The sequence below is a fragment of the Pseudomonas sp. 3296 genome (assembly GCF_031456615.1).
GTDB classification, from domain to species: Bacteria; Pseudomonadota; Gammaproteobacteria; order Pseudomonadales; family Pseudomonadaceae; genus Aquipseudomonas; species Aquipseudomonas mucoides.
Genome location: NZ_JAVDUY010000009.1, coordinates 212,869 through 234,210 on the forward strand (window position 1 = coordinate 212,869; position 21,342 = coordinate 234,210).

Here is a 21,342-nt window from a genome sequence, read left to right on the forward strand (position 1 = left end):
TGCCCGCTTTCGGAGAGTCTTGACGATGCTGAATGATCCGCTCCTCCAGCCCTATCAGTTGAAGCACCTGACCTTACGAAATCGCATCATGACCACCGCCCACGAACCGGCTTATCCCGTGGACGGCATGCCCAAGGAACTCTATCGCGCCTACCACGTGGAACGGGCGAAGGCCGGCGTGGCCTTGACCATGACCGCAGGCTCCGCTGCGGTTTCCCGGGACAGCCCGCCGGTGTTCAACAACATCCTGGCCTACAAGGACGAGGTGGTCGGCTGGATGCGCGACCTGAGTGACGCCTGCCACGAACATGGCGCGGCCGTCATGATCCAGTTGACGCACCTGGGCCGGCGCACGCGCTGGGACAAGGGCGACTGGCTGCCCGTGGTGTCACCCTCGTTCGAGCGTGAAGCCTCCCATCGCTCCTTCCCGAAGAAGATGGAAGACTGGGATGTGGAACGCATCATCAAGGACTATGCCGACGCCGCCGAACGGATGAAGTTTGCAGGTCTGGACGGCATCGAGCTGCAAGCCTATGGGCACCTGATGGATCAATTCTGGTCGCCACTGACCAACCACCTCGATGCCCCCTACGGCGGCTCCATCGACAACCGGCTGCGCTTTACCTTCGACATCCTCAGCGCCATTCGCCAGCGCGTCGGCCACGAGTTCATCGTCGGCGTGCGTTATACCGGCGATGAATTGATGCCCGGCGGGCTGACCGCGGCGGATGGGCTGGACATCTCCAGGCGCTTGAAAGACAGCGGCATGGTGGACTTTCTCAATGTTGTCCGCGGCCACATCGACACCGACGCGGGTTTGACCGACCTGATTCCGATCCAGGGCATGCGCAATTCACCGCATCTGGACTTCGCGGGAGAAATTCGCGCCGCCACCGACTTCCCCACCTTTCACGCGGCGAAGATTCCAGACGTGGCCACCGCCCGCCATGCCATCGCCTCGGGCAAGATCGACATGGTGGGCATGACCCGCGCGCACATGACCGATCCGCATATCGTGCGCAAGATTATCGAAGGTCGCGAAGACGATATTCGCCCCTGTGTCGGCGCCAACTATTGCCTGGACCGGATCTATCAGGGCGGCGCGGCCTACTGCATTCACAACCCGGCCACCGGTCGTGAAACCAGCATGCCCCATGACATTCCCAAGGCGGCGAGCAAACGCAAGATTGTGATTGTCGGGGCCGGTGTCGGCGGGCTGGAAGCGGCGCGAGTGGCGGCGGAACGCGGCCATGAAGTGGTGGTATTCGAAGCCGCCAACCAGGCCGGAGGTCAGGTTCGGCTCACCGCGCAATCGGAACGCCGACGGGAAATGATCAGCATCGTCGAGTGGCGCATGGCCCAGTGCCTGGCACGTGGCGTCAGTTTTCGTTTCAATACCTGGGCCGAGGCCAGCACCGTCCACGACGAAAACCCGGACGTGGTGATCATCGCCACCGGCGGCCTGCCCCATACTGAAATTCTCTCGGCAGGCAATGAGTTGGTGGTCTCCACCTGGGACATTATTGCCGGGGATGTGAAACCCGGGCGCAATGTCCTGCTGTTCGACGACGCCGGTGATCATGCGGCGCTGCAAGCTGCCGAATTCATCGCCAGAAGTGGCGCAAAAGTCGAAATCATGACGCCGGACCGGACCTTCGCGCCGGAAGTCATGGCGATGAATCTGGTGCCGTACATGCGCTCGCTGCAAGCGTTGGATACCACCTTCACCGTCACCTTCAGGCTGCTCGCAGTCGAGCGAGAGGGTCAGGATCTGCTGGCCACGATCGACAGCGATTACGGCAGTGCGCGCAAGGTCCGACGCGTCGATCAAGTGGTGGTCAACCACGGCACCCGACCGCTGGACGAACTGTATTTCGAATTGAAATCCGCCTCCAGCAACGGCGGTGTGATCGAACATCAGGACCTGATCGTTGGCAACCCACAACAGGTGGTGACCAACCCGGATGGCAAATTCCAGTTGTTTCGCATTGGCGATGCCGTGGCTGCGCGCAACACCCACGCCGCGATCTACGATGCCTTGCGACTGGTAAAGGACTTGTAAACCAACCCAGGTGAAAAACATGCCAGGCGATGAAACACCTTCGTGGGAAATTGCCGGGAAAAACGGCATCCAGGGGCCGGTTGAAGGCTCTCTTTATTATTCATCCTCGATGGATGACTGGATGCCGACGAAGGCTGAAGGCTTCTGGATCAAGCCGCTGTTCGAGGACAGCGAACGCGGCGAAAAAACCATGCTGATGAAAGTCGACCCTGGCGCCCAGGTCGCCAGTCATACCCATGAAGGCGAGCTGGAACAACTGTTCGTCTTGCAAGGCTCCTTCTACGACCAGGACCGCACACTGAACGTCGGCGATTACTGTTGCCGCGCCCCGAACGCGGCACACAGTGCAGGCTCGATGCAGGGCGCCATCCTGATGGTGATTTATACGCGCCGATAAAGGGTTCACGATTGGCGATTTTCCATCCGCCTAATCACTTTCGAGCGTGTAAAGTAACCGCCATAAAATCATATTCAGGAACCGACTATGACCGTGGCCAAATCTTCCTTCGACATCAGTGCAAACTTCGACAGCGGCAACATTGAAGTGCTGGATATCAGCAACCCGCTTCAAGCGCTGCTGGCCATCAAACCTGACACCCGCAGCCCGCATTTTCAATGGTTCCACTTCAAGGCCAGCGGTCTGCACGTCGGTCAGGAGCACTGGTTTCGCCTGAACAACGCCAGCAAGTCCTCGTACAACAAGGCCTGGGACGGTTATCAGGCTGTTGCGTCGTACGACCACGTCAACTGGTTCCGCGTACCGACTATCTTCGAAGGCGACTGCCTGCGCTTCAGCCTCGAAGCCACCGCCACCCACGCCTGGTTCGCCTATTTCGAACCTTACAGCCGTGGCCGTCATGACTGGCTGATCGAACAGGCACTGACCAAGGCCGGCACCGAGCTGCTGGCGACCGGCAAGAGTGTTGAAGGGCGCGACATTCAGTTGTTGCGCAAAGGTACCGGTGCCGAAGGCCGGCGCAAGGTCTGGATGATCGCTCAGCAACACCCTGGCGAACACATGGCCGAATGGTTCATGGAAGGCGTGATCGAGCGCCTGGAAAAGCACGACGACCCGGTGTTGAACAAACTGCTGGCCAGCGCCGACCTGTACCTGATCCCGAACATGAACCCGGACGGCGCCTTCCACGGTCACCTGCGCACCAACGCCATGGGCCAGGACCTGAACCGTGCCTGGCAGAGCGCCAGCCAGGAGATCAGCCCGGAAGTGCTGTTCGCGCAACAGCAGATGGAAAAATATGGCGTCGACCTGTTCCTCGACGTCCATGGCGATGAAGAAATCCCGTACGTGTTCACCGCTGGCTGCGAAGGCAACCCGGGCTTTACACCACGTATCGAAAAACTCGAAGAGCATTTCCGCAGCCATCTGAAACACCTGACCAAGGATTTCCAGACCAAGCACGGCTACACCCGCGACGAGCCGGGAAAAGCCAACATGACCCTGGCCTGCAACAGCGTCGGTCAGAAATTCGATTGCCTGTCGTTGACCCTGGAGATGCCGTTCAAGGACAACGACGATGCGCCGAATGCGCTGACAGGCTGGTCCGGAAAACGCTCCAAGCAATTGGGTAAAGACGTGCTGACCACCGTCGCCGACATGATCGACACCCTGCGCTGATCACCCAGTTCATGTAGCGGCTAGCGCAACCTGCGCCAGCCGCTACAACGGATCAGCTGCGATCCTTGCCCCGCAACATGCTGTCCAGCACATCATCGCGCCGCACCCAGCCGTGAAACAACGCCGCCGCCAAATGCAGCAGCACGGTCAAAAACAGCAAATACGCCAGATACCCATGCGCCTTGCGCAAAAACGCAAACACCTGCGCATTGGCCGGCAGGATCGATGGCAACTGAATCGAGCTGCTGATCATCACCGGGTCACCCGCCGCCGAAATCATTGCCCAACCGAGCAACGGCAACACGAACATCAAGGCATACAGCAAGACGTGCGAGGCCTTGGCCGCCAGCGACTGCCAGCTCGGCAAATCGGCCGGCAACGGCGGCTGTCGGGTGGAAAAGCGCACGAACAAACGCACGATCACCAGCAGCAGAATCGCAATGCCCAACGGTTTGTGCAGATGGATCAACCACTCATGGCGCTCGGACACCGAGGCCACCATCCCCGCACCGATAAACAGCATCGCAATGATCATCAGCGCCATCAGCCAATGCAGCAGCCGCGCCAATGGCGCGAAATGGTTCGGTTGGGCGCTCATTGTTGAGCCTCCTGTTTAGCGGCGGGCAACTGACTGACTTCACTGGTGCGGCGCAAGTAGGAACTGGCATAACCGGCTGAACGAGCCGCGAGCAACGGGTCGTCGGAACCTTCGATACCGCTGGGCAACACGAGCGGGTCGTAGTTGATGTCGCGGCATTCGCCATTGAGCTGCGGCTGGGTGCGTTCAAGGACCAAGGTGCCGGCGTTCAGCACTTTGCGACCGTCGGGCCAGGCCTTGCTGGCGTCGTTGACCGGATCCCCCGGGTTCGCCAGCGTGATCATCAACTGCCAACGCAACGGTCCGGCCGACAAGCGCTGAACCAGGTCTTTCTCCAGAAAATCGCTGCCTTCGGGTGCTGTGGCGCCCGCCGCATCCTGTGCCACCGGCACCATGTTCCAACGCACTGCCTGGCGTTGACCGGCCGCATTCACCAGGTAGAACGCGTTGACGCTGTTGTACGTCTCGGTCGCATAACTGGCCGACGGCTTGGCGGTTTTGATCCAGGCCAGGAACGGCGCCGCTTCCGGATGGGAGCCGAAGAATGCCGGGACCGCCGCCGGATCAGGTTTACCCGTGGCGGGAAGCGGCGACTGGGCTTGCTGCAATTGATAGAACGCTTCAGGCGTGCCCACCGGGAACACCGGCATGCTGTTCATCCCGGTGCGCCACTGCTGGCCGTTGGCCTGGGTGAAGCGCAACGCCATGCTGCGAATCGGTACGGCGCTGTCAGGCGCGTAAGGATTACCCGCGGGCAATGCGAACCGCCCGACCACCGGAGTCTGTGCTTCGCTGAACACCTGGGCACTGGAATAATTGCGCGCTTCACTGCTGCTTTCGAAATGGCCGATCACGCATACGCCTTTGGCGTGATTGCGCCGGAAACCCGGGTGTATGCCGTTGTTGGTTTCCAGCACATTGATCAGTTTTTTCGGCGTCAGACGTTGTGGATCAAAGGTGCCGTTGACGTAGGCAAAGGCCCCGGCCAACGCAGCGACCACCACGGCAATGCCGGTCAGGCGTAACGTCAGGCTTGCGCCACTCAGCGGTGGCCGGATGGGCCCGGTTGGCGGTGTTGAGCGATCAACCATGAAAGACTCCAGGGCCATCGGCCACAGGGGGAAGGAGCTATGAGACGAACGTCACGTAGGATTATTCCCCCTGAACTGTAGTTTCTTTCAAAGCGGCGCGAGCGACGAATACTCAAACCCCATCAGGCAGGGTTAAAACACGCCTCACGTTTATCGAGAAAAGCCTGCATGCCTTCTTTTTGCCCTGGGGTTGCAAACAACCCATGGAACGCCCTTCTCTCGTGCAGCAGGCCTTCGCGTAACCCGTGCTCCAGCGCGCGATCAACCGCTTCGCGCGCTGCCATAGTGGCGGTTTTGGCGAAACCGGCAATGGTCTGCGCCGCCGCCAGGGATTCTTCCATCAGGTCGGCGGCGGCAATGACTCTCGACACCAGCCCTGCCCGTTCGGCCTCCTGGGCAGACATCGCGCGACCGGTGAGGATCATGTCCATGGCTTTCGATTTTCCGATCAGGTGCGTGAGACGCTGGGTAGCGCCCATGCCGGGCATTACACCCAGTTTGATTTCCGGTTGAGCAAATCGCGCCGTATCGGCAGCAAAGATCACGTCGCACATCATCGCCAACTCGCAGCCGCCACCAAACGCATAACCGGCGACCGCGGCCAGCGTGGGGGTACGTAGCGTGGCAAAGGCTTCCCACCCGGCAAAATAATCCTCGTGGACCATGTCCAGATAGGACTTTTGGCTCATCTCTCTGATATCGGCACCGGCCGCGAAATAGTCCACGGTACCGGTCAGGACGAAACACCCCACCCCTGGATCCCGATCCAACCGTTGCAGGGTGTCCAGCAATTCGCGCATGACCTCATCGCTCAGGGCGTTCCGGGCTTGCGGGCGGTTCAGACGAATCAAGACGACTCGATCATGACGTTCGATCAATGTGTGCATGGTGACCTCTTTGAAAAATAGTTGAAGGGTTAATAGCCAGCGCCCACCTCAGGAATCCCAGATCGCGCCGTAGGCTGGAATGCCCCGACTCTCCATTTCCTCGACCACTCGCTGAGTCAGTGTCTGGTTGGAAATGCAGATCACGGCCTCTGCACCGAACGCTTGAACCGCGTCATAGGCCAGTTGCACCAGATCGGGCTTGCCGAGCACATCGGTGTCCCAGATCAAGGCGTCGGGCTGGGCCTGAAGAATCTCCTCTACTAACTCATCACCGTAGGTTTTTCGTGGGTTGCGGGTCGACCAGATCAGATGGATCGGCACTTGCCTTGCGAGCAGATGAGGCAGCACCGGGCCGATACCGCTTCCGGTTGCGACATACACCACTGACTTGAACAGGGTTTCGATGTGCGCCACGCCGGCGGTGGTAATGCCTTTGACCCAGACGTGAGTCGGCATTTGCTCGATGAATTCGCCGGTCCAGTCCCCGGCCCGGGAAATGATCAGTCGAAAACCGGCCTGCCCCGGCGTGGGAATGTTGGCAAACGAATGCCACTCCAACAGCGGGTTGAGACTGATGGCGTTGGACGAACCGGCAAACGGCGTGACATGCCCGAACCGGGCAATGACGGCGTGGGATGACGTCCTGAGTAACTGCACCGGCACTTTGCGCAAACGCAACCATGGCAACGCGATGCTGAACGTCAGCACCATCAGCATCCAGAAGGGCACCGAGGTGGCCAGCACCTCTTGCAGCGGCACTTGCGGGTTCTGATCACGAGCAAACAAAAGGGTCGAGCCCCAAAACATGACAAGTGCGGCCCAGCCACCGAAGCGGTGAGTTCGCTCGAACCCATTGTGGAAACGCGAACGAATCCAGGGATGCGCCATGGTCGCCACCAGCAGCAACACCCCCAGCAACGCTGCATTGACCCAAAGCAGCGCTGTCGAAACGCCGCCTCTGCCGTCAATCCAATGCCATCCCATTGAGCCCAGCAATGCCACGAACCAACCCATGGCGGCCAAGGCTCCGCCACTGTGCAGGCCCCCCAAGTGATAGACCTTGGCCAATGAGCGACGAATCATCAATGGCCAATGGGTGGGGGCCCGGGTGGCCAGCCAGAACAGCAGATTGATGACGTATTGCTGGCGAATCAAAATCGCCATCGACAGATTCGCCACGACCAGTCCCGCCAGTGTTTCCAGGGCCACACCAGAGGATGTCCACCATTGCCCGGCGCTCAACCCGTGCGCCAGCGCGACACCATTGAGTATCAGGACCAGTGCCACAAGACGGTTGTAATGGGAAAACAACGACAGCGTTCCAAGGCGTCGCCACAGCGCACGCTTGGCGGGTAAACCGCTGGCGGCGCTCATGCGTTCACCTTCGATACAGCGTTGGCATCGAGGCTGGCCTGTTGCGCCTGGGCCAACAGCAGTCGCTTGTCGACTTTACCCCGTGAAGTCAGGGGAATGTGGTCCACAGCGATGATCAACGAAGGGACACAATAGTAGGCGAGGCGCGCCTCGCAGCGACGTCGTGCCGCCTCGATATCAGTGGACACCGGGCTGACGAAGGCCACCAGATGACGACTGTCGAGTTTCAGCGTAACCGCTCGCTCGCAGGCGTCGCACGACTCCAGCACCGCCGACACACTGTCGAGTTCGACCCGAAACCCCCGCACCTTGACCTGATCATCGACGCGCCCCAAGTGTTCGAGCTCGCCCTCCGCCGTCCAGCGCCCCAGGTCGCGAGTCCGAAACATCATCCGGTCCTGACCCAGAAAGGGATCGGGTCGATAACGTTCGGCGGTGAGCGCAGCATTCCCCAGGTAACCCGCCGTGACGCAATCCCCGCCCGCCCACATTTCCCCTTGCACCCCAATGGCACACGGTCGACCGTCTTCATCGAGTACGTACACCGTGTTATTGGGCGTGGGTTTGCCGATGGTCAGGGGACTTCCGGCCTGATACCGCTGCATGGTATTGACGATGGTGGTCTCGGTCGGGCCGCAGGCATTGTAAAACGTGCAAAACGACGACCAGCGATCGGCCAGTGACTGGGGGCACGGCTCGCCGGCAACGGCCACGACCTTGGCCTGTTGGCAACGTGCGGGATCGAGTGTGCCGAGAATCGACGGCGTGGCAATCAGCACATTGCATTGCTCGGCGGTCTGAGCAATGTCTCTGCCCCGGATCATCAACGTCGCGCCATGGGCCAGGCAACCGAGGATCTCCCACGCGGCCATATCGAAGGCGATGTTCAGAATCTGCCCGACCTTGAGCCCAGGCTTTATGCCGAGGTTGCCCGGTTCCGTCAGCAGAATATTGCAGACATTGCGGTGGGTAACCCGAACCCCGTTGGGCTGCCCGGTGGTGCCGGAGGTGAACAACAGGAAGCACAGTTGATCCGGTGTCGTTGACGGCGTAACGGCCACGTTCAATTCGTCCGCTGAGGTGGTCGGGACGGCCATGAACGCATCAAGGCAAATGCAGTGCTGCGCCGCTGTCAGGGGAATCTGCGACTCGAGGTTCGACAGCGTCAGCACAAGACGCGTGGCGGCAACCTCCATGATGTGGCGCAATTGTGTCGCGGGGGTGATCCCCACGTGCTGGGGAATGTAGGCCGCGCCCGCCTTCAATACCGCCAACATGCCCACCAGCATGGGGATCGAGCGTTCCACGAACAGGGCAACGTGATCAGCGGGTTTGATGCCCTGGCCGATCAACACCGCCGCCAGTCGATTGGCCTGCCTGTTCAATTCGTTGTAGGTGATGGATTCACCTTGCCAAAGGGCCGCAATACCTTGTGGATGGGTCACGGCTTGCGCTTCGATTGCGTGATGAATCAAGGAGAACTCGGGCTTGACCGTCGGCCCACGGCCCAATGTCTGCCAAAGGTCATGATCCACAGCTGGCGCAGGCATCGGCGAACAGGCCTCTGCGGGTTTGAGGGTGATTGCGTGCTCTTGCATGTCAAAAATCTCATCGGGCTCAATGTTCAAGCTCAAGACCGGACGGGTGCGCCGAGCCGATTGACTGGCTGGACGGAATGCCGCTTGCGCTGGTTACGAGGGTTGAGCCACGACGCTTGACGTCGTTACATGGATTACAACCAATCAGGAAAAGTCCTACAAAAAGTAGGCTGTGGGATTTTCTTTTAGGGCAGAGGGAATAACCTGCTTCAGGCGGCGTCTTCCTTGTCACTGCCGCCCTTCACTGACTCAGAATCCGTCCTTCCCCATGAACGATATCGACGAACAACTCAGAGAAATCATTCCCAGGCTCCGGCGATTCGCCGTGTCGCTGACGCGCAATCCCAGCAGCGCCGACGATCTGGTGCAGTCGAGCCTGGAGCGAGCGCTGTCGAGTTGGGCGGACAAACGCCCCGAAGGCGACTTGCGCGCCTGGCTGTTTTCGATACTGTACCGGCAGTTTCTGGATGCCCACCGCCGTTCCCGGCGCTATGCGCGGATGCTCGAATTCTTTACCGGGCGTGACGACGCACAGCCTTCGGTTGAACGCACGGTGATTGCTCAATCGACGCTGCAAGCCTTCGACCGGCTCACCACCGAACAGCGCGCCTTGCTGCTCTGGGTGTCGGTGGAAGGTTTGAGTTATAAAGAGGTCGCCGAGATTCTCGACGTCCCCACCGGCACCGTGATGTCCCGCCTGTCCCGCGCCCGCCAGGCCTTGCGCCAGCTCAGCGACGGCGAAATCATCAGCCCATCTTTGCGGATACTCAAATGATCAGCATGCCCCCGAGCGAGCGTGACCTGCACGCCTACGTCGATCACCAACTCAACGACGCCGACCGACGTCTGGTGGAAACGTATCTGGCCAGCCACCCGGAAACGGCCGCGCAAGTGCGCGCCTGGCAGAACGACGCCCAACAACTGCGCGCAGCCCTGAGCGGCGCCCTGCACGACACCGCCAACCCGGACCTCGACCCGGCGCTGATTCGCCAGCGCCTCAAACGCCAGTCGCGTCGTCATCTGGCAAGCGCAGCGGTGCTGTTGATTGCCGTCAGCGTCGGTGGGTTGAGCGGCTGGCAAGCGCGTCAAATGACCCTGCCCAGTCCCCCGCTGCCGATGACCGATGCGCTGCAGGCTTACCGGCTGATCGCCCAGCAGGGCATTCTCCCGGCCGACTACACAGTCAGCGACGATGGCGACATGCAGGGCTGGCTCGACCGTTATTTCACCCGCGCCAATCGCCTGCCGGACCTGTCGAGCGCAGGCTTCAAACCGGTCAGCGGCCGTTTGCTCAGCACTGAGCAAGGGCCAGCGGCGATGGTGGTTTACGAGGATCAGGGCGGGCACAAGATCAGCTTCTACGTGCGCCCACCGGGGCCGAAAAACATTTTCCTGCCTCGAGGCAGTCGCAGCGATGGCGAGTTGCAGGCCGAATATTGGTCCGGCAGCGGCTACAACTACGCGATGGTCAGCCCGAGCGACACGCCGACGGCGCAGATGCTCAAGCAAACGGAGCAGTTCTGACCACACCGCTGATCAAATGTGGGAGCGAGCTTGCTCGCTCCCACAGGGGTTCAGCGATGATCTGAAGAATGTGTTCAGCCCTGCCCAAACACCTGCGAAGGCCGTCGCAGCAGCGGATCAAACGGATTGATCCGCGGCCCGATCATCGCCGCTTCGCGCTTGAGCATTTCCACCACCGTCGGCAATCGATCCGGCCCCAGCCGGTCACTCACCGTCGCCACACTCAACGCCGCCACCGCCCGCCCCTCTCGATCCAGAATCGGCACCGCCACCCCGGCCATGCCTTGCAGCACACCGGTGTTGCGCCCCGCATACCCCAGCGCGCGCACGTTCTCGACCTCCGAGCGCAGGAACACTTCGTCGTACAAATGGAAATCCTTGAGTCGCGGCAAGTTGTAGTGGATCACCGTATCGCGCTCCTCCTCCGGCAGGAACGCCAGAATCGCCAGGCTGCCCTGGCCCACGCCCAACGCCACGCGCCCGCCGATATCGCCGGTGAACGTGCGGATCGGAAACGGCCCTTCGCTGCGGTCCAGGCAGATCGCGTCAAAACCGCTGCGCGCCAGTAAAAACAAAGAATCCCCCAACGACGCCGAGAGCCGCAGCAACGACGGCCGCACCAGTTCACGCAGGTTGCCGGTATTGCCCGCTCGCGCCGCCAAGGCAAAAAAATCCAGGCTCAGGCGATAACGTTTGCTGCGCACATCCTGCTCGACCATGCCCTCGTCCATCAGGCTGCGCAACAAACGGTGCGTGGTCGGTTGCGACAAGCCGATGCGCTGCGCCAGTTGTGTCACGCGCTCCCCGCCCTCGACCGTGTCGCCGAGGCTGCGCAGCACTGCAAACAATCGGGAGACCGCACCGACACCGACTTCATTTTTGTTTTCATTCCGCTCAGTGGAATCTGACATGTGGTTTCTCGACAATAAATTTACTCACTGAATGAAATCGAAAATAGTCATCGCTTCAGTGAAATAGGCCATTGAGCCCATCCTAGTCTTCGTCCTAATCTGCGTCCACCGGGGCGATTCGAACAACAGCGGCAGCCGACTCCAGTCGAGCGCCAACGCACCCCGCAAGACCTTTTCGTATCTGCCCATACAAAAAAGCGCGCCTTCGGGTGACGCATAACAATCTCAGGTGGAGCGCAGTCATGGCTTTTGTGCAACTTGAAGGACTCGGCAAACGTTACGGTGAGATCGACGCCGTCGTCGCCACTAACCTCTCGGTAGAGAAAGGCGAGTTCGTGTCCCTGCTTGGGCCGTCCGGGTGCGGCAAAACCACCACCCTGCAAATGATCGCCGGCTTCGTCGAAGTCACCAGCGGTCGCATCCTGCTCGACGGGCGCGACATCACCCACGCCAAACCCGCCAGCCGTGGACTGGGCGTGGTGTTCCAGAGTTACGCGCTGTTCCCGCACATGACCGTCAAGGACAACGTCGCCTTCGGCCTGCGAATGCGCAAAGTGCCTGCCGCCGAGTTGCAGCAACGCGTGGCCCGGGTGCTGAAACTGGTGCGCCTGGATCAACATGCCGAGCGCTATCCCCGCGAACTTTCCGGTGGTCAGCGCCAGCGTGTTGCATTGGCCCGGGCGTTGGTGATCGAGCCGCCGGTACTGCTGCTCGACGAACCACTGTCCAACCTCGATGCCAATCTGCGCGAAGAGATGCAGTTCGAAATCCGCCGAATCCAGCGCGAAGTCGGGATCACCACGTTGATGGTCACCCACGACCAATCCGAAGCCCTGTCCATCAGCGACCGCGTGGTGGTGATGCAGGCCGGGCGCATCACGCAAATCGACGCGCCTTACACCCTCTACGAACATCCGCGCACCGAGTTCATTTCCGGCTTCGTCGGCAAAGCCAACCTGCTGCCCGGCGAGCGTGACAGTGCCGGCGTGGTGCAGGTGCGCAGTGGCGGCGACCTGACCCTGAGCCTGCGCCCGGAAAAAATCGATCTGCGCGAACAAGATCACGGGCGTCTGCAAGGCAAGATCGCCAGCCGTTTCTTCCTCGGCAGCCAGTGGTTGTACGGCGTCTCCACGGCCTTGGGCGACATCAGCGTGGTGCGCCGCAACGACGGTTCGACGCCGTTGAACGAAGGCACGGCGGTCGGCCTCGACTGGGATGCAAAGTTGCTGCGGGTGCTGACGGTCGACGAGGTGTCGGCATGAGTACGTTGGCCGCCGTTCGCCAGGGGCGTCAGGGCTATTTGTTGTCGGCACCGGCCCTGGCGTTGTACATCAGCCTGTTGGCCATCCCGCTGCTGCTGACGCTGGTGTTGTCATTCAACGTCTTCGACTACAGCTCGGGGATCAAGGGCGACGCCTACACCCTCAGTCACTACAGCAGCCTGCTGGGCGATCCGTATTTCTACGAAATCTTTCTGCGCACGCTGTGGATCAGCGCCCTGACCACCCTGCTGTGCGTGGTGATCGGCGTGCCCGAGGCTTACATCCTCAGCCGCATGGGCGCGCCGTGGCGTTCGATCTTTCTGATCCTGATCCTCACGCCGCTGCTGATTTCGGTGGTGGTGCGCGCGTTCGGCTGGAGCCTGTTGCTCGGCGCCGACGGCCTGGTCAATCAAACCCTGCAAGCCTTCGGCGGTTCGCCGATGAAGCTGTTGTATACGCCGTTTGCGGTGGTGATTGCGCTGGTCCACGTGATGCTGCCGTTCATGATCATTCCGGTCTGGACCTCGCTGCAGAAACTCGACCCGGCCGCTGAACAAGCCGCGATGTCTCTCGGCGCCAGTCACTTCACGGTGATGCGCCAGGTGATTCTGCCGCAGATCATGCCTGGCGTTCTGTCCGGCACCTTGATCGTGTTCGGCCTCGCCGCCAGCTCATTTGCGATCCCCGGCTTGCTGGGCGGGCGTCGCCTGAAAATGGTCGCCACGCTGATCTACGACCAGTACCTGTCGGAGCTGAACTGGCCGATGGGCGCGGCGATCGCTGTAGCGCTGTTGGTGCTCAACCTGCTGATCATGCTGTCGTGGAACCGGATGATCGAAGGCCGCTACAAGAAGTCATTGGGATAACTCGTCATGTCCAAGAACGGTCCTTTCGCCCTGCTGTTTCATGCCCTGGTGGTGCTGTTCATGCTTGCGCCGCTGGTGGTGGTCTGCCTCGTCGCGTTCACTCCGGAAAACACCCTGAGCCTGCCGACCACCGAGTTTTCCCTGCGCTGGTTCCGCGCGGTGTTCGAGCGCGCCGACTTTGTCGATGCGTTCTACAACAGTTTGATCCTGGCGTTTTGCGCCGCCAGCCTGGCGACCCTGATTGCAGTGCCAGCGGCGTTGGCGATCACCCGTTTCGAGTTTCCCGGACGGGACTTCTTCAACGGTCTGTTCCTGTCGCCGATCATCATTCCGCACCTGGTGCTGGGCGTTGCCTTGCTGCGTCTGTTTGCGCTGATGGGGGTCAACGGCAGCTTCGCCTGGCTGATTTTCGCCCACGTGCTGGTGATCACGCCGTACGTGCTGCGACTGGTGCTGGCGTCGGCCATTGGCCTGGACCGCAGTGCCGAGCATGCCGCGCAATCGCTCGGTGCCGGGCGCTTCACGCTGTTCCGGGAAATCACCCTGCCGATGATTCTGCCGGGCGTTGCAGGGGGCTGGTTGCTGGCGTTCATCAACAGCTTTGACGAGGTCACGCTGTCGATTTTCGTTACCTCGCCGGCCACGCAAACCCTGCCGGTGCGCATGTACGTGTACGCCACCGAATCCATCGATCCAATGATGGCGGCAGTGTCGGCCCTGGTGATCGCGCTGACCGCGCTGACGATGATTCTGCTTGATCGGGTCTACGGCCTTGATCGGGTGCTGGTGGGAAAACAATGAGGGCGCCATGGCTTTGCTGAAACGACTGGCCGAGGGCGACCGCCCGGCCGTGAACTTTACCCTCGACGGCCAACCGGCCAGCGCCCTGCTCGGCGACACCGTGCTGACGGCGGTGCTGACCTGCAGCGACCATTTGCGCGGCAGCGACTTCAGCGCCGAACCCCGCGCCGGGTTTTGCCTGATGGGCGCATGCCAGGACTGCTGGGTCCGCCTGGGCGACGGCCGACGCGTCCGCGCGTGCTCGACGCTGCTTGAAACCGACCACCACATCACCCGCGAACCGGGGCGCTCGCTATGAACACCGTGTCTATCTGCCGCAACCGAATCCCCCGCAGGCTTGCTCCCACAGGGGTTTTGTGGCGGTTGGCTGAAGGGTGGCGGGTATGAAGCCCATCGTTATCATCGGCGCCGGCCCCGCCGGGATTCGGGCGGCGCACACGCTGGTGGCACATGGCGTTCGCCCGGTGTTGCTGGATGAGGCCGCGTGCGGTGGCGGGCAGATTTATCGGCGTCAGCCGGCCAACTTCAAGCGCTCGGCGGTCAAGCTGTATGGCTTCGAAGCACGCAAGGCCAAGGCGCTGCATCAGACCCTCGATACACTGCGCGAACAGCTCGACTATCGGCCCGACACCCTGGTGTGGAACGCCGAAACGGATGCACTCGACACGCTGCATGAAAGCCGCGCCGCACGCATTGAGTTCTCCCGCGTGATTGTTGCCACGGGCGCCACCGACCGTATCCTGCCGGTGCAAGGCTGGACGGTGCCAGGCGTCTACAGCCTCGGCGCCGCGCAGATCGCCCTGAAATTCCAGGGCTGCGCCATCGGTGAACGCGTGGTGTTCGTCGGCAGCGGCCCGTTGCTGTACCTGGTCGCGTACCAATACGCCAAGGCCGGTGCGAAGGTGGTCGCGGTACTCGACAGTTCGCCGTTCAGTGCCCAGGTCCGCGCCCTGCCCGGCCTGCTCTCGCAACCGGCCACGCTGGCTAAAGGCATTTATTACCGCAGCTGGCTGAGCGCTCACGGCATCCCGGTGCATCAGGGCGCCACCTTGCAACGCATCGAGGGCGAACACCGCGTGCGGTCGCTGAACTGGTCCGACGCAAAGGGCGAACATCAAATGGCATGCGACGCCGTCGCCTTCGCCCATGGCTTGCGCAGCGAAACCCAACTCGCCGATTTGCTCGGCTGCGAATTTGCCTGGAACCCGCTCAACCGCGCCTGGTTACCGCAACGTGACAGCGCCGGGCGCAGCAGCGTCGCCGAGGTTTATCTGGCCGGTGACGGCGCCGGGATCATGGGCGCCGATGCTGCAGAAATGGCCGGTGAACGGGCCGCGCTGGCCGTGCTCGAAGACAGCGGCTACCCGATTGCCTCGCAGCGCTGCGTCCAATTGGAGCAATCGCTCACCCGGATAAACACCTTTCGCAAAGGGCTGGAACAGGCCTTCATCTTCCCCGAAAACTGGGCAGCCCAAACCGCTGACGAGGTGATGATCTGTCGCTGCGAAGAAGTGCGCGCCGGTGACATCCGTCAGGTTGTGCGCGAGGGCCACTGGGAAATCAACCGGGTCAAAGCCCATTGCCGCGCAGGTATGGGCCGTTGCCAGGGGCGGATGTGCGGCGCGGCCACGGCGGAAATCATTGCCTGCGAGAGCCAGCGCGCCGTGTCGCAAATCGGGCGGCTGCGCGCACAGGCGCCGGTCAAGCCGCTGCCGTTTGGCCTGGAGATCGAATCGTGATTGAAGTCGACGCCATCATCGTCGGCGGCGGCATTGTCGGTGCCTCGGCTGCCCTGTTTCTCAGCAAGGCCGGACGTCGCGTGGCGTTGCTGGAGCGGGACTTTTGCGGTTCGCATTCCAGCGGCGTGAACTATGGCGGCGTGCGGCGTCAGGGTCGGCCGCTGTCGCAATTACCCTTGTCGCACCGGGCTCACGAGATATGGGGGCAACTGCCACAGTTGATTGGCATTGACGGTGAATATCAACGCAGCGGTCATTTGAAGCTCGCACGCAGCCTCGACGACTTGCGTGCGTTGCAGGATTACGCCGCCAGCAGCCAGGGTTTCGGCCTCGATTTGCAGCTACTGGATCGCGCTGAATTGCGCGTACGTTTTCCCTGGGTCGGCGACGTCGCCGTGGGTGCTTCGTATTGCCCCGACGACGGTCACGCCAACCCGCGACTGGTCTCCCCCGCCTTCGCCCAAGCCGCGCGGCGCCACGGCGCACAGGTGCATGAACAGTGCGCCGTCACTGCGGTGGAGTACGACGGCCAATGCTTTCGGGTCAGCGCCCAAAACGGTCTGGAACTGCACGCGCCATGGCTGCTGAACTGCGCCGGCGCCTGGGCCGGCCGCCTCGCCGAACAATTCGGCGAAGCAGTGCCCATGCACGCCGGGCACCCGGCGATGCTGGTCACCGAGCCGTTGCCACTGGTGATGAACGCCAGCACCGGCGTCGAAGGCGGCGGCATTTATGCCCGTCAGGTCGCTCGCGGCAATTGCGTGCTCGGCGGTGGCCAGGGCTTTGCCCTCGACGCGGCCCGCGCACGCCCCGGCCAGCAGGCGGTGATCGAAATCCTGCGCCAGGCCGTCGAGCTCTATCCGTTTCTTGAAGGCGCCCAGGCGATTCGCACCTGGAGCGGCACCGAAGGTTATCTGCCCGACCGCCAACCGGTGATCGGCCACAGCAGCACCCAACCCGGTCTGTTGCACGCGTTCGGCTTTGCCGGCGCGGGTTTCCAGATCGGGCCGGCGGTGGGCCAGGCGCTCACCGAGATCATCTGCAACGGCGCCCCGTCGACGTCGCTGGATGCATTTTCCATCACCCGGTTTCACTCCATTTCCGTAGCTTGATAGAGGAAGGTCGCGCCAATGAATCATTTCAAACGCACTGCACTGCTCGGATTTTCATGCCTGAGCGTCCTGTTCACGGTGACCCAGGCTCATGCCGAACCGACGCTTTACCTGGGCATGAACGGCGGGACCATGGAGCGGCTGTACGCCGACAAGGTGTTGCCGGTTTTCGAAAAAGCCAACAACGTCAAAGTAGTCATTGTGCCGGGCACCTCCGCCGACATCCTGGCCAAGGTCCAGGCCAGCAAAGGCAACCCGCAGTTGCACGTGATGTTCCTCGACGACGGCATCATGTACCGCGCCATCGCCATGGGCCTGTGCGACAAGCTTGAGGACAGCCCGACCCTGGCGCAGATTCCGGCCAAGGGCCGAATCAAGGACCAGGCCGTGGCAGTGAGCCTCGGCGTCACCGGGCTGGCGTACAACACCCGGTTGTTCAAGGAAAAAGGCTGGAGTGCGCCGACGTCGTGGATGGACATGGCCGACCCGCGTTTCAAGGACAAACTGGTGTTCCAGTCGATGGCCTCGTCGACCTTCGGCCTGCACGGTTTCCTGATGTTCAACCGCATTCAGGGCGGCAGCGAAACCGACGTCGAGCCGGGCTTCAAGGCCTGGCCGAACACCGTCGGGCGCAACGTGCTGGAATACATTCCGAGCTCGGCGAAAATTTCCGAAATGCTTCAGACCGACGAAGCCGCGCTGTTCCCGTTGACCCCGACTCAAGTCACCGCGCTGAAGCTCAAAGGCATGTCGGTCGAGTACGCGCAACCGAAGGAAGGCGCCGTGGTGCTCAACGTTGCCGAGTGCGCCATCGCCAACAACACCCAGCCGGAACTGGCACAAAAACTCGCCGCGTTCTTGCTGACGCCTGAAGCGCAAGCCGCCGCACTTGAAGACGGCGACCAGATCCCGTCCAACCCGAACACCCCGACCACCGACAAAACGCGCGGCCAGGTCGAGGCGATGAAGCAGTACCTGGAAACAGCGATTGCCATCGATTGGGACCAGGTCAACGAACAGCGCCCGGCGTGGAACGCGCGCTGGAATCGCAGCATTGAACGCTAGATAACTGACGGAGGGTTCCTGTGGCGAGGGAGCTTGCTCCCTCGCCACAGGAACCCTAGCATTTCAGGCATCACGCGTTTAATCCGTTTCGTCCGTCGACATGACTGGATGGGCAATTACCCATCTGGTTACACTACGCCGCCGCTGCTCGGGGAGCCGGCTGACGACTTCGGGGTGACATGACAATGGCCGCTCGACTGCCCAACCGTTCGCGACTGACTCCACGCTTGCCCTCCTTGCGCAGCCTTTTCGGCAAGGCGCTTGCCGCCCCTGCCAGCGGCACGGCGGCGGGTAAAGCCGTCCACGATTACTTGCGCCAGAAAGCCCATGCCCAAGGCTATACCCTCAGTCTCAGCCAGCAGCGAGTGATCCACTGCATGGCGCAACACGCCACGGCGCTGCTTGGCGCGTCGACAAAAACGCTTCCCGGTCTCTATTTGCATGGCGCAGTCGGTCGCGGCAAGAGCTGGTTGCTCGACGGTTTTTTCCAGGCGATTGCGGTCGAGGAAAAACAGCGACTGCACTTCCACGAGTTCTTTGCCCGCTTGCATCAGGGCATGTTCACCCACCGCGATCAGCCCGATGCGCTGGCCTTCACCCTCGATGAATTGCTGAGCGATTGCCGGGTGCTGTGTTTCGACGAGTTTCACGTCCATGACATCGGCGACGCGATGCTCATCACGCGGCTGTTCAAGGCGCTGTTTCGTCGCGGCATCCTGCTGCTGGTGACGTCCAATTATCCGCCGGAAGGTTTGCTGCCCAACCCCCTCTACCACGCACGTTTCAAGCCGGTCATCGACCTGATCCACGCTCGCATGCAAGTGATGGAAGTCGGTGGCCCGCATGACTACCGCAGTCAGGTCAGAACCCATGCGCAGCAGGTGTTTACCCAAGGCCGGTATGTCTGGCCGGGCAGCGTGGCGCAACGACGGGCGTTGAACCTGCCCCAACGCGTCACCCCGCCGCTGCAATTGGCGGTCGGCACCCGGCACCTTCAAGCGCGGCATTGCGAGGAGCGGACCATCGGGTTCACCTTTGGCGATCTGTGCGAACACCCCACGGCGGTCATGGATTATCTGGAGCTGTGCCGGCGTTTTGATCACTGGATCATCGACGACCTGCCCAACCTCGCCGACTGTTCGATTGCCGCGCAGCAGCGGTTTATCAACCTGATCGACGTTCTATACGATCAGGACAAACACCTGACACTGCTCGGCCAGCAATCGTTGCGCGAAAGCCTGGGCGGCGATGCCATCGACCTGGCGCGTACGCGCAGCCGCTTGGGCCAGTTGCTGGAAGTGCGCGCACCGGCCTGACAAGCGCGCCTCCTTTACCGCTATCATGTCGCCCATTTCCAGGCCACCGCGCCTTCCCCTGATCAATAGCGAACCCGCCCAATGGATACCCTCGCCCAACTGCGCGCCGGCCAATTGACTGGCATCACCCGCCTGGACCTGGCCTGCGGCCTGACAGAATTCCCGCGGGAAATTTTCGACCTGGCGGACTCCCTTGAGGTACTCAACCTCAGCGGCAACGCCTTGCGCAGCCTGCCGGATGACCTGCATCGCCTGACGCGGTTACGCGTGCTGTTCTGCTCGGACAACCTGTTCACCGAATTGCCAGCGTGCCTGGGCCAATGCGCCGCACTGACGATGATCGGCTTCCGCTCCAATGCCATCGAAACGGTCCCCGCCGCCGCGCTGCCGCCGTTGCTGCGCTGGTTGATCCTGACTGACAACCGCATCACTGAACTGCCCAGCGAACTGGGCGACCGACCGTACCTGCAAAAACTCATGCTCGCCGGCAACCGCTTGCAACGCCTGCCCCGCAGCCTGAGCCAGTGCCATCGACTCGAGCTGATCCGCATCGCCGCCAATCAGTTCAAGGAACTGCCCGACTGGCTGCTGGCCCTGCCCAGCCTGACGTGGCTGGCGTATGCCGGTAATCCGCTGGAAACCGAAGCGGATGCCGCAGCATTGGAAGCCACTCCGCGGATTCCCTGGGAGCAACTGCACCTGGAGCAGCCATTGGGCGAAGGCGCTTCGGGGGTGATTCATCGGGCCACCTGGGCGCAACCGGAGCAACCGGCCACGCAAGTCGCGGTGAAGCTCTACAAGGGCGAAATGACCAGCGATGGTTCACCCCTGCACGAAATGAACGCCTGCATTACCGCCGGCCTTCACCCGAACCTGATCCGCGTCGAAGGCCGAATCGTCGATCATCCCGAGCAACAAGCCGGGTTGGTCATGCAACTGATCGATCCGAGTTATCGCAACCTGGCCGCGCTGCCGAGCCTGGCGTCCTGCACGCGGGACGTCTACACCGATGACACCCGCTTCAGCGCGGGCGTGGGATTGCGTATCGCCCATGGCGTCGCCTCGGTGGCCAGGCATTTGCATCGGCATGGCATCACCCACGGCGACCTCTACGGCCACAACATCCTGTGGAACGAGGACGGTGATTGCCTGCTGGGGGATTTTGGCGCGGCGTCTTTCCACGCAACCTGCGACAGCCCTGAAAGTCGGGCGCTGCAACGGATCGAGGTGCGGGCATTTGGGGTGTTGCTGGGGGAATTGCTGGAACGCATCGACTCGGGGTTGAGCGATGTTGCGCGTGAGGAGCTGGAGGTGTTGCAGGAGCGCTGCTGTCACCCTGAGGTGCTGAAGCGGCCGGGGTTTGGCGAGATTTTGCGGGAACTTCAAGACCGGTGACCGCTGCGCGGTCAATCGTCGGAACGCCGCCCGGAGACAGGCTCACTCCTACATTGGATCTGTGCAGTGTAGGAGTGAGCCTGCTCGCGATAGCGGTATTACTGA

Annotated in this window: 20 protein-coding genes; 14 read left to right on the forward strand and 6 right to left on the reverse strand. The window is 61.6% G+C overall.

All coding sequences use genetic code 11. The features are described from left to right. Positions 1-25: 25 nt before the first annotated feature. From J2X66_RS24730 to J2X66_RS24740, 3 genes are all read left to right on the forward strand, one after another. Positions 26-2,062 carry an NADH:flavin oxidoreductase gene (locus tag J2X66_RS24730; protein WP_310269795.1) on the forward strand — a complete coding sequence of 679 codons (2,037 nt, stop codon included), beginning with the start codon at positions 26-28 and terminating at the stop codon, positions 2,060-2,062. Positions 2,063-2,081: 19 nt separating this feature from the next. Beyond that, complete coding sequence (locus tag J2X66_RS24735; protein WP_310269798.1) at positions 2,082-2,459, forward strand: cupin domain-containing protein; 378 nt, start codon at positions 2,082-2,084, stop codon at positions 2,457-2,459. Positions 2,460-2,546: 87 nt separating this feature from the next. Further along, the gene (locus J2X66_RS24740; RefSeq protein WP_310269801.1) at positions 2,547-3,698 is read left to right on the forward strand and encodes a M14-type cytosolic carboxypeptidase; all 1,152 of its coding nucleotides are present in this window, start codon (positions 2,547-2,549) and stop codon (positions 3,696-3,698) included. A gap of 52 nt (positions 3,699-3,750) precedes the next feature. Here the strand turns inward: J2X66_RS24740 and J2X66_RS24745 are convergent, their stop codons facing one another. The 5 genes from J2X66_RS24745 to J2X66_RS24765 all read right to left on the reverse strand — a co-directional run bounded on the left by J2X66_RS24745 (position 3,751) and on the right by J2X66_RS24765 (position 9,246). Next, on the reverse strand, positions 3,751-4,296 hold the full coding sequence (locus J2X66_RS24745; protein ID WP_310269804.1) for a cytochrome b: 546 nt from the start codon (positions 4,294-4,296) through the stop codon (positions 3,751-3,753). Continuing rightward, positions 4,293-5,387: a catalase family peroxidase gene (locus tag J2X66_RS24750; RefSeq protein ID WP_310269807.1), complete on the reverse strand. Its 1,095-nt coding sequence runs from the start codon at positions 5,385-5,387 to the stop codon at positions 4,293-4,295. Before J2X66_RS24750 ends, J2X66_RS24745 begins: the two co-directional genes overlap by 4 nt. Before the next feature lie 122 nt (positions 5,388-5,509). After that, on the reverse strand, positions 5,510-6,274 hold the full coding sequence (locus J2X66_RS24755) for an enoyl-CoA hydratase-related protein (RefSeq protein WP_310269810.1): 765 nt from the start codon (positions 6,272-6,274) through the stop codon (positions 5,510-5,512). Between the two features lie 48 nt (positions 6,275-6,322). Next, complete coding sequence (locus tag J2X66_RS24760; protein ID WP_310269812.1) at positions 6,323-7,648, reverse strand: hypothetical protein; 1,326 nt, start codon at positions 7,646-7,648, stop codon at positions 6,323-6,325. Beyond that, a complete protein-coding gene (locus tag J2X66_RS24765) occupies positions 7,645-9,246 on the reverse strand; it encodes an amino acid adenylation domain-containing protein (RefSeq protein WP_405046803.1) in 1,602 nt (533 codons plus the stop codon). Before J2X66_RS24765 ends, J2X66_RS24760 begins: the two co-directional genes overlap by 4 nt. 268 nt (positions 9,247-9,514) lie before the next feature. Here J2X66_RS24765 and J2X66_RS24770 point away from each other — a divergent pair, with 268 nt between their 5' ends. Continuing rightward, entirely contained in the window at positions 9,515-10,021 is a 507-nt protein-coding gene (locus J2X66_RS24770; RefSeq protein ID WP_027925050.1) for an RNA polymerase sigma factor, read from the forward strand. Then, positions 10,018-10,770, forward strand: coding sequence for an anti-sigma factor (locus J2X66_RS24775; RefSeq protein WP_310269817.1), 753 nt, complete (start codon positions 10,018-10,020; stop codon positions 10,768-10,770). The genes J2X66_RS24770 and J2X66_RS24775 overlap by 4 nt, the downstream gene beginning before the upstream one ends. 74 nt (positions 10,771-10,844) lie before the next feature. Here the strand turns inward: J2X66_RS24775 and J2X66_RS24780 are convergent, their stop codons facing one another. Next, positions 10,845-11,681 (reverse strand): IclR family transcriptional regulator, encoded by an 837-nt coding sequence (locus tag J2X66_RS24780; RefSeq protein ID WP_027925048.1) that lies wholly within the window; start codon positions 11,679-11,681, stop codon positions 10,845-10,847. 242 nt (positions 11,682-11,923) lie between these two features. On the opposite strand from J2X66_RS24780, the gene J2X66_RS24785 reads away from it, so the two are divergent. From J2X66_RS24785 to J2X66_RS24825, 9 genes are all read left to right on the forward strand, one after another. Next, on the forward strand, positions 11,924-12,943 hold the full coding sequence (locus J2X66_RS24785) for an ABC transporter ATP-binding protein (RefSeq protein WP_027925047.1): 1,020 nt from the start codon (positions 11,924-11,926) through the stop codon (positions 12,941-12,943). After that, entirely contained in the window at positions 12,940-13,809 is an 870-nt protein-coding gene (locus J2X66_RS24790; protein ID WP_310269823.1) for an ABC transporter permease, read from the forward strand. Before J2X66_RS24785 ends, J2X66_RS24790 begins: the two co-directional genes overlap by 4 nt. A 6-nt stretch (positions 13,810-13,815) precedes the next feature. Further along, entirely contained in the window at positions 13,816-14,610 is a 795-nt protein-coding gene (locus J2X66_RS24795) for an ABC transporter permease (protein ID WP_027925045.1), read from the forward strand. A 7-nt stretch (positions 14,611-14,617) separates the two neighbouring features. After that, positions 14,618-14,908 carry a (2Fe-2S)-binding protein gene (locus tag J2X66_RS24800; protein ID WP_310269826.1) on the forward strand — a complete coding sequence of 97 codons (291 nt, stop codon included), beginning with the start codon at positions 14,618-14,620 and terminating at the stop codon, positions 14,906-14,908. An 85-nt stretch (positions 14,909-14,993) separates the two neighbouring features. After that, complete coding sequence (locus J2X66_RS24805; protein ID WP_310269829.1) at positions 14,994-16,349, forward strand: FAD/NAD(P)-binding oxidoreductase; 1,356 nt, start codon at positions 14,994-14,996, stop codon at positions 16,347-16,349. Next, the gene (locus tag J2X66_RS24810; protein WP_310269832.1) at positions 16,346-17,461 is read left to right on the forward strand and encodes an FAD-dependent oxidoreductase; all 1,116 of its coding nucleotides are present in this window, start codon (positions 16,346-16,348) and stop codon (positions 17,459-17,461) included. The genes J2X66_RS24805 and J2X66_RS24810 overlap by 4 nt, the downstream gene beginning before the upstream one ends. An 18-nt stretch (positions 17,462-17,479) precedes the next feature. Further along, positions 17,480-18,526 (forward strand): ABC transporter substrate-binding protein, encoded by a 1,047-nt coding sequence (locus tag J2X66_RS24815; RefSeq protein WP_310269835.1) that lies wholly within the window; start codon positions 17,480-17,482, stop codon positions 18,524-18,526. Positions 18,527-18,711: 185 nt separating this feature from the next. Continuing rightward, complete coding sequence (gene zapE / locus J2X66_RS24820) at positions 18,712-19,842, forward strand: cell division protein ZapE (protein ID WP_310269838.1); 1,131 nt, start codon at positions 18,712-18,714, stop codon at positions 19,840-19,842. A gap of 81 nt (positions 19,843-19,923) precedes the next feature. Continuing rightward, entirely contained in the window at positions 19,924-21,237 is a 1,314-nt protein-coding gene (locus J2X66_RS24825; RefSeq protein ID WP_310269842.1) for a leucine-rich repeat-containing protein kinase family protein, read from the forward strand. Positions 21,238-21,342 lie beyond the last annotated feature (105 nt).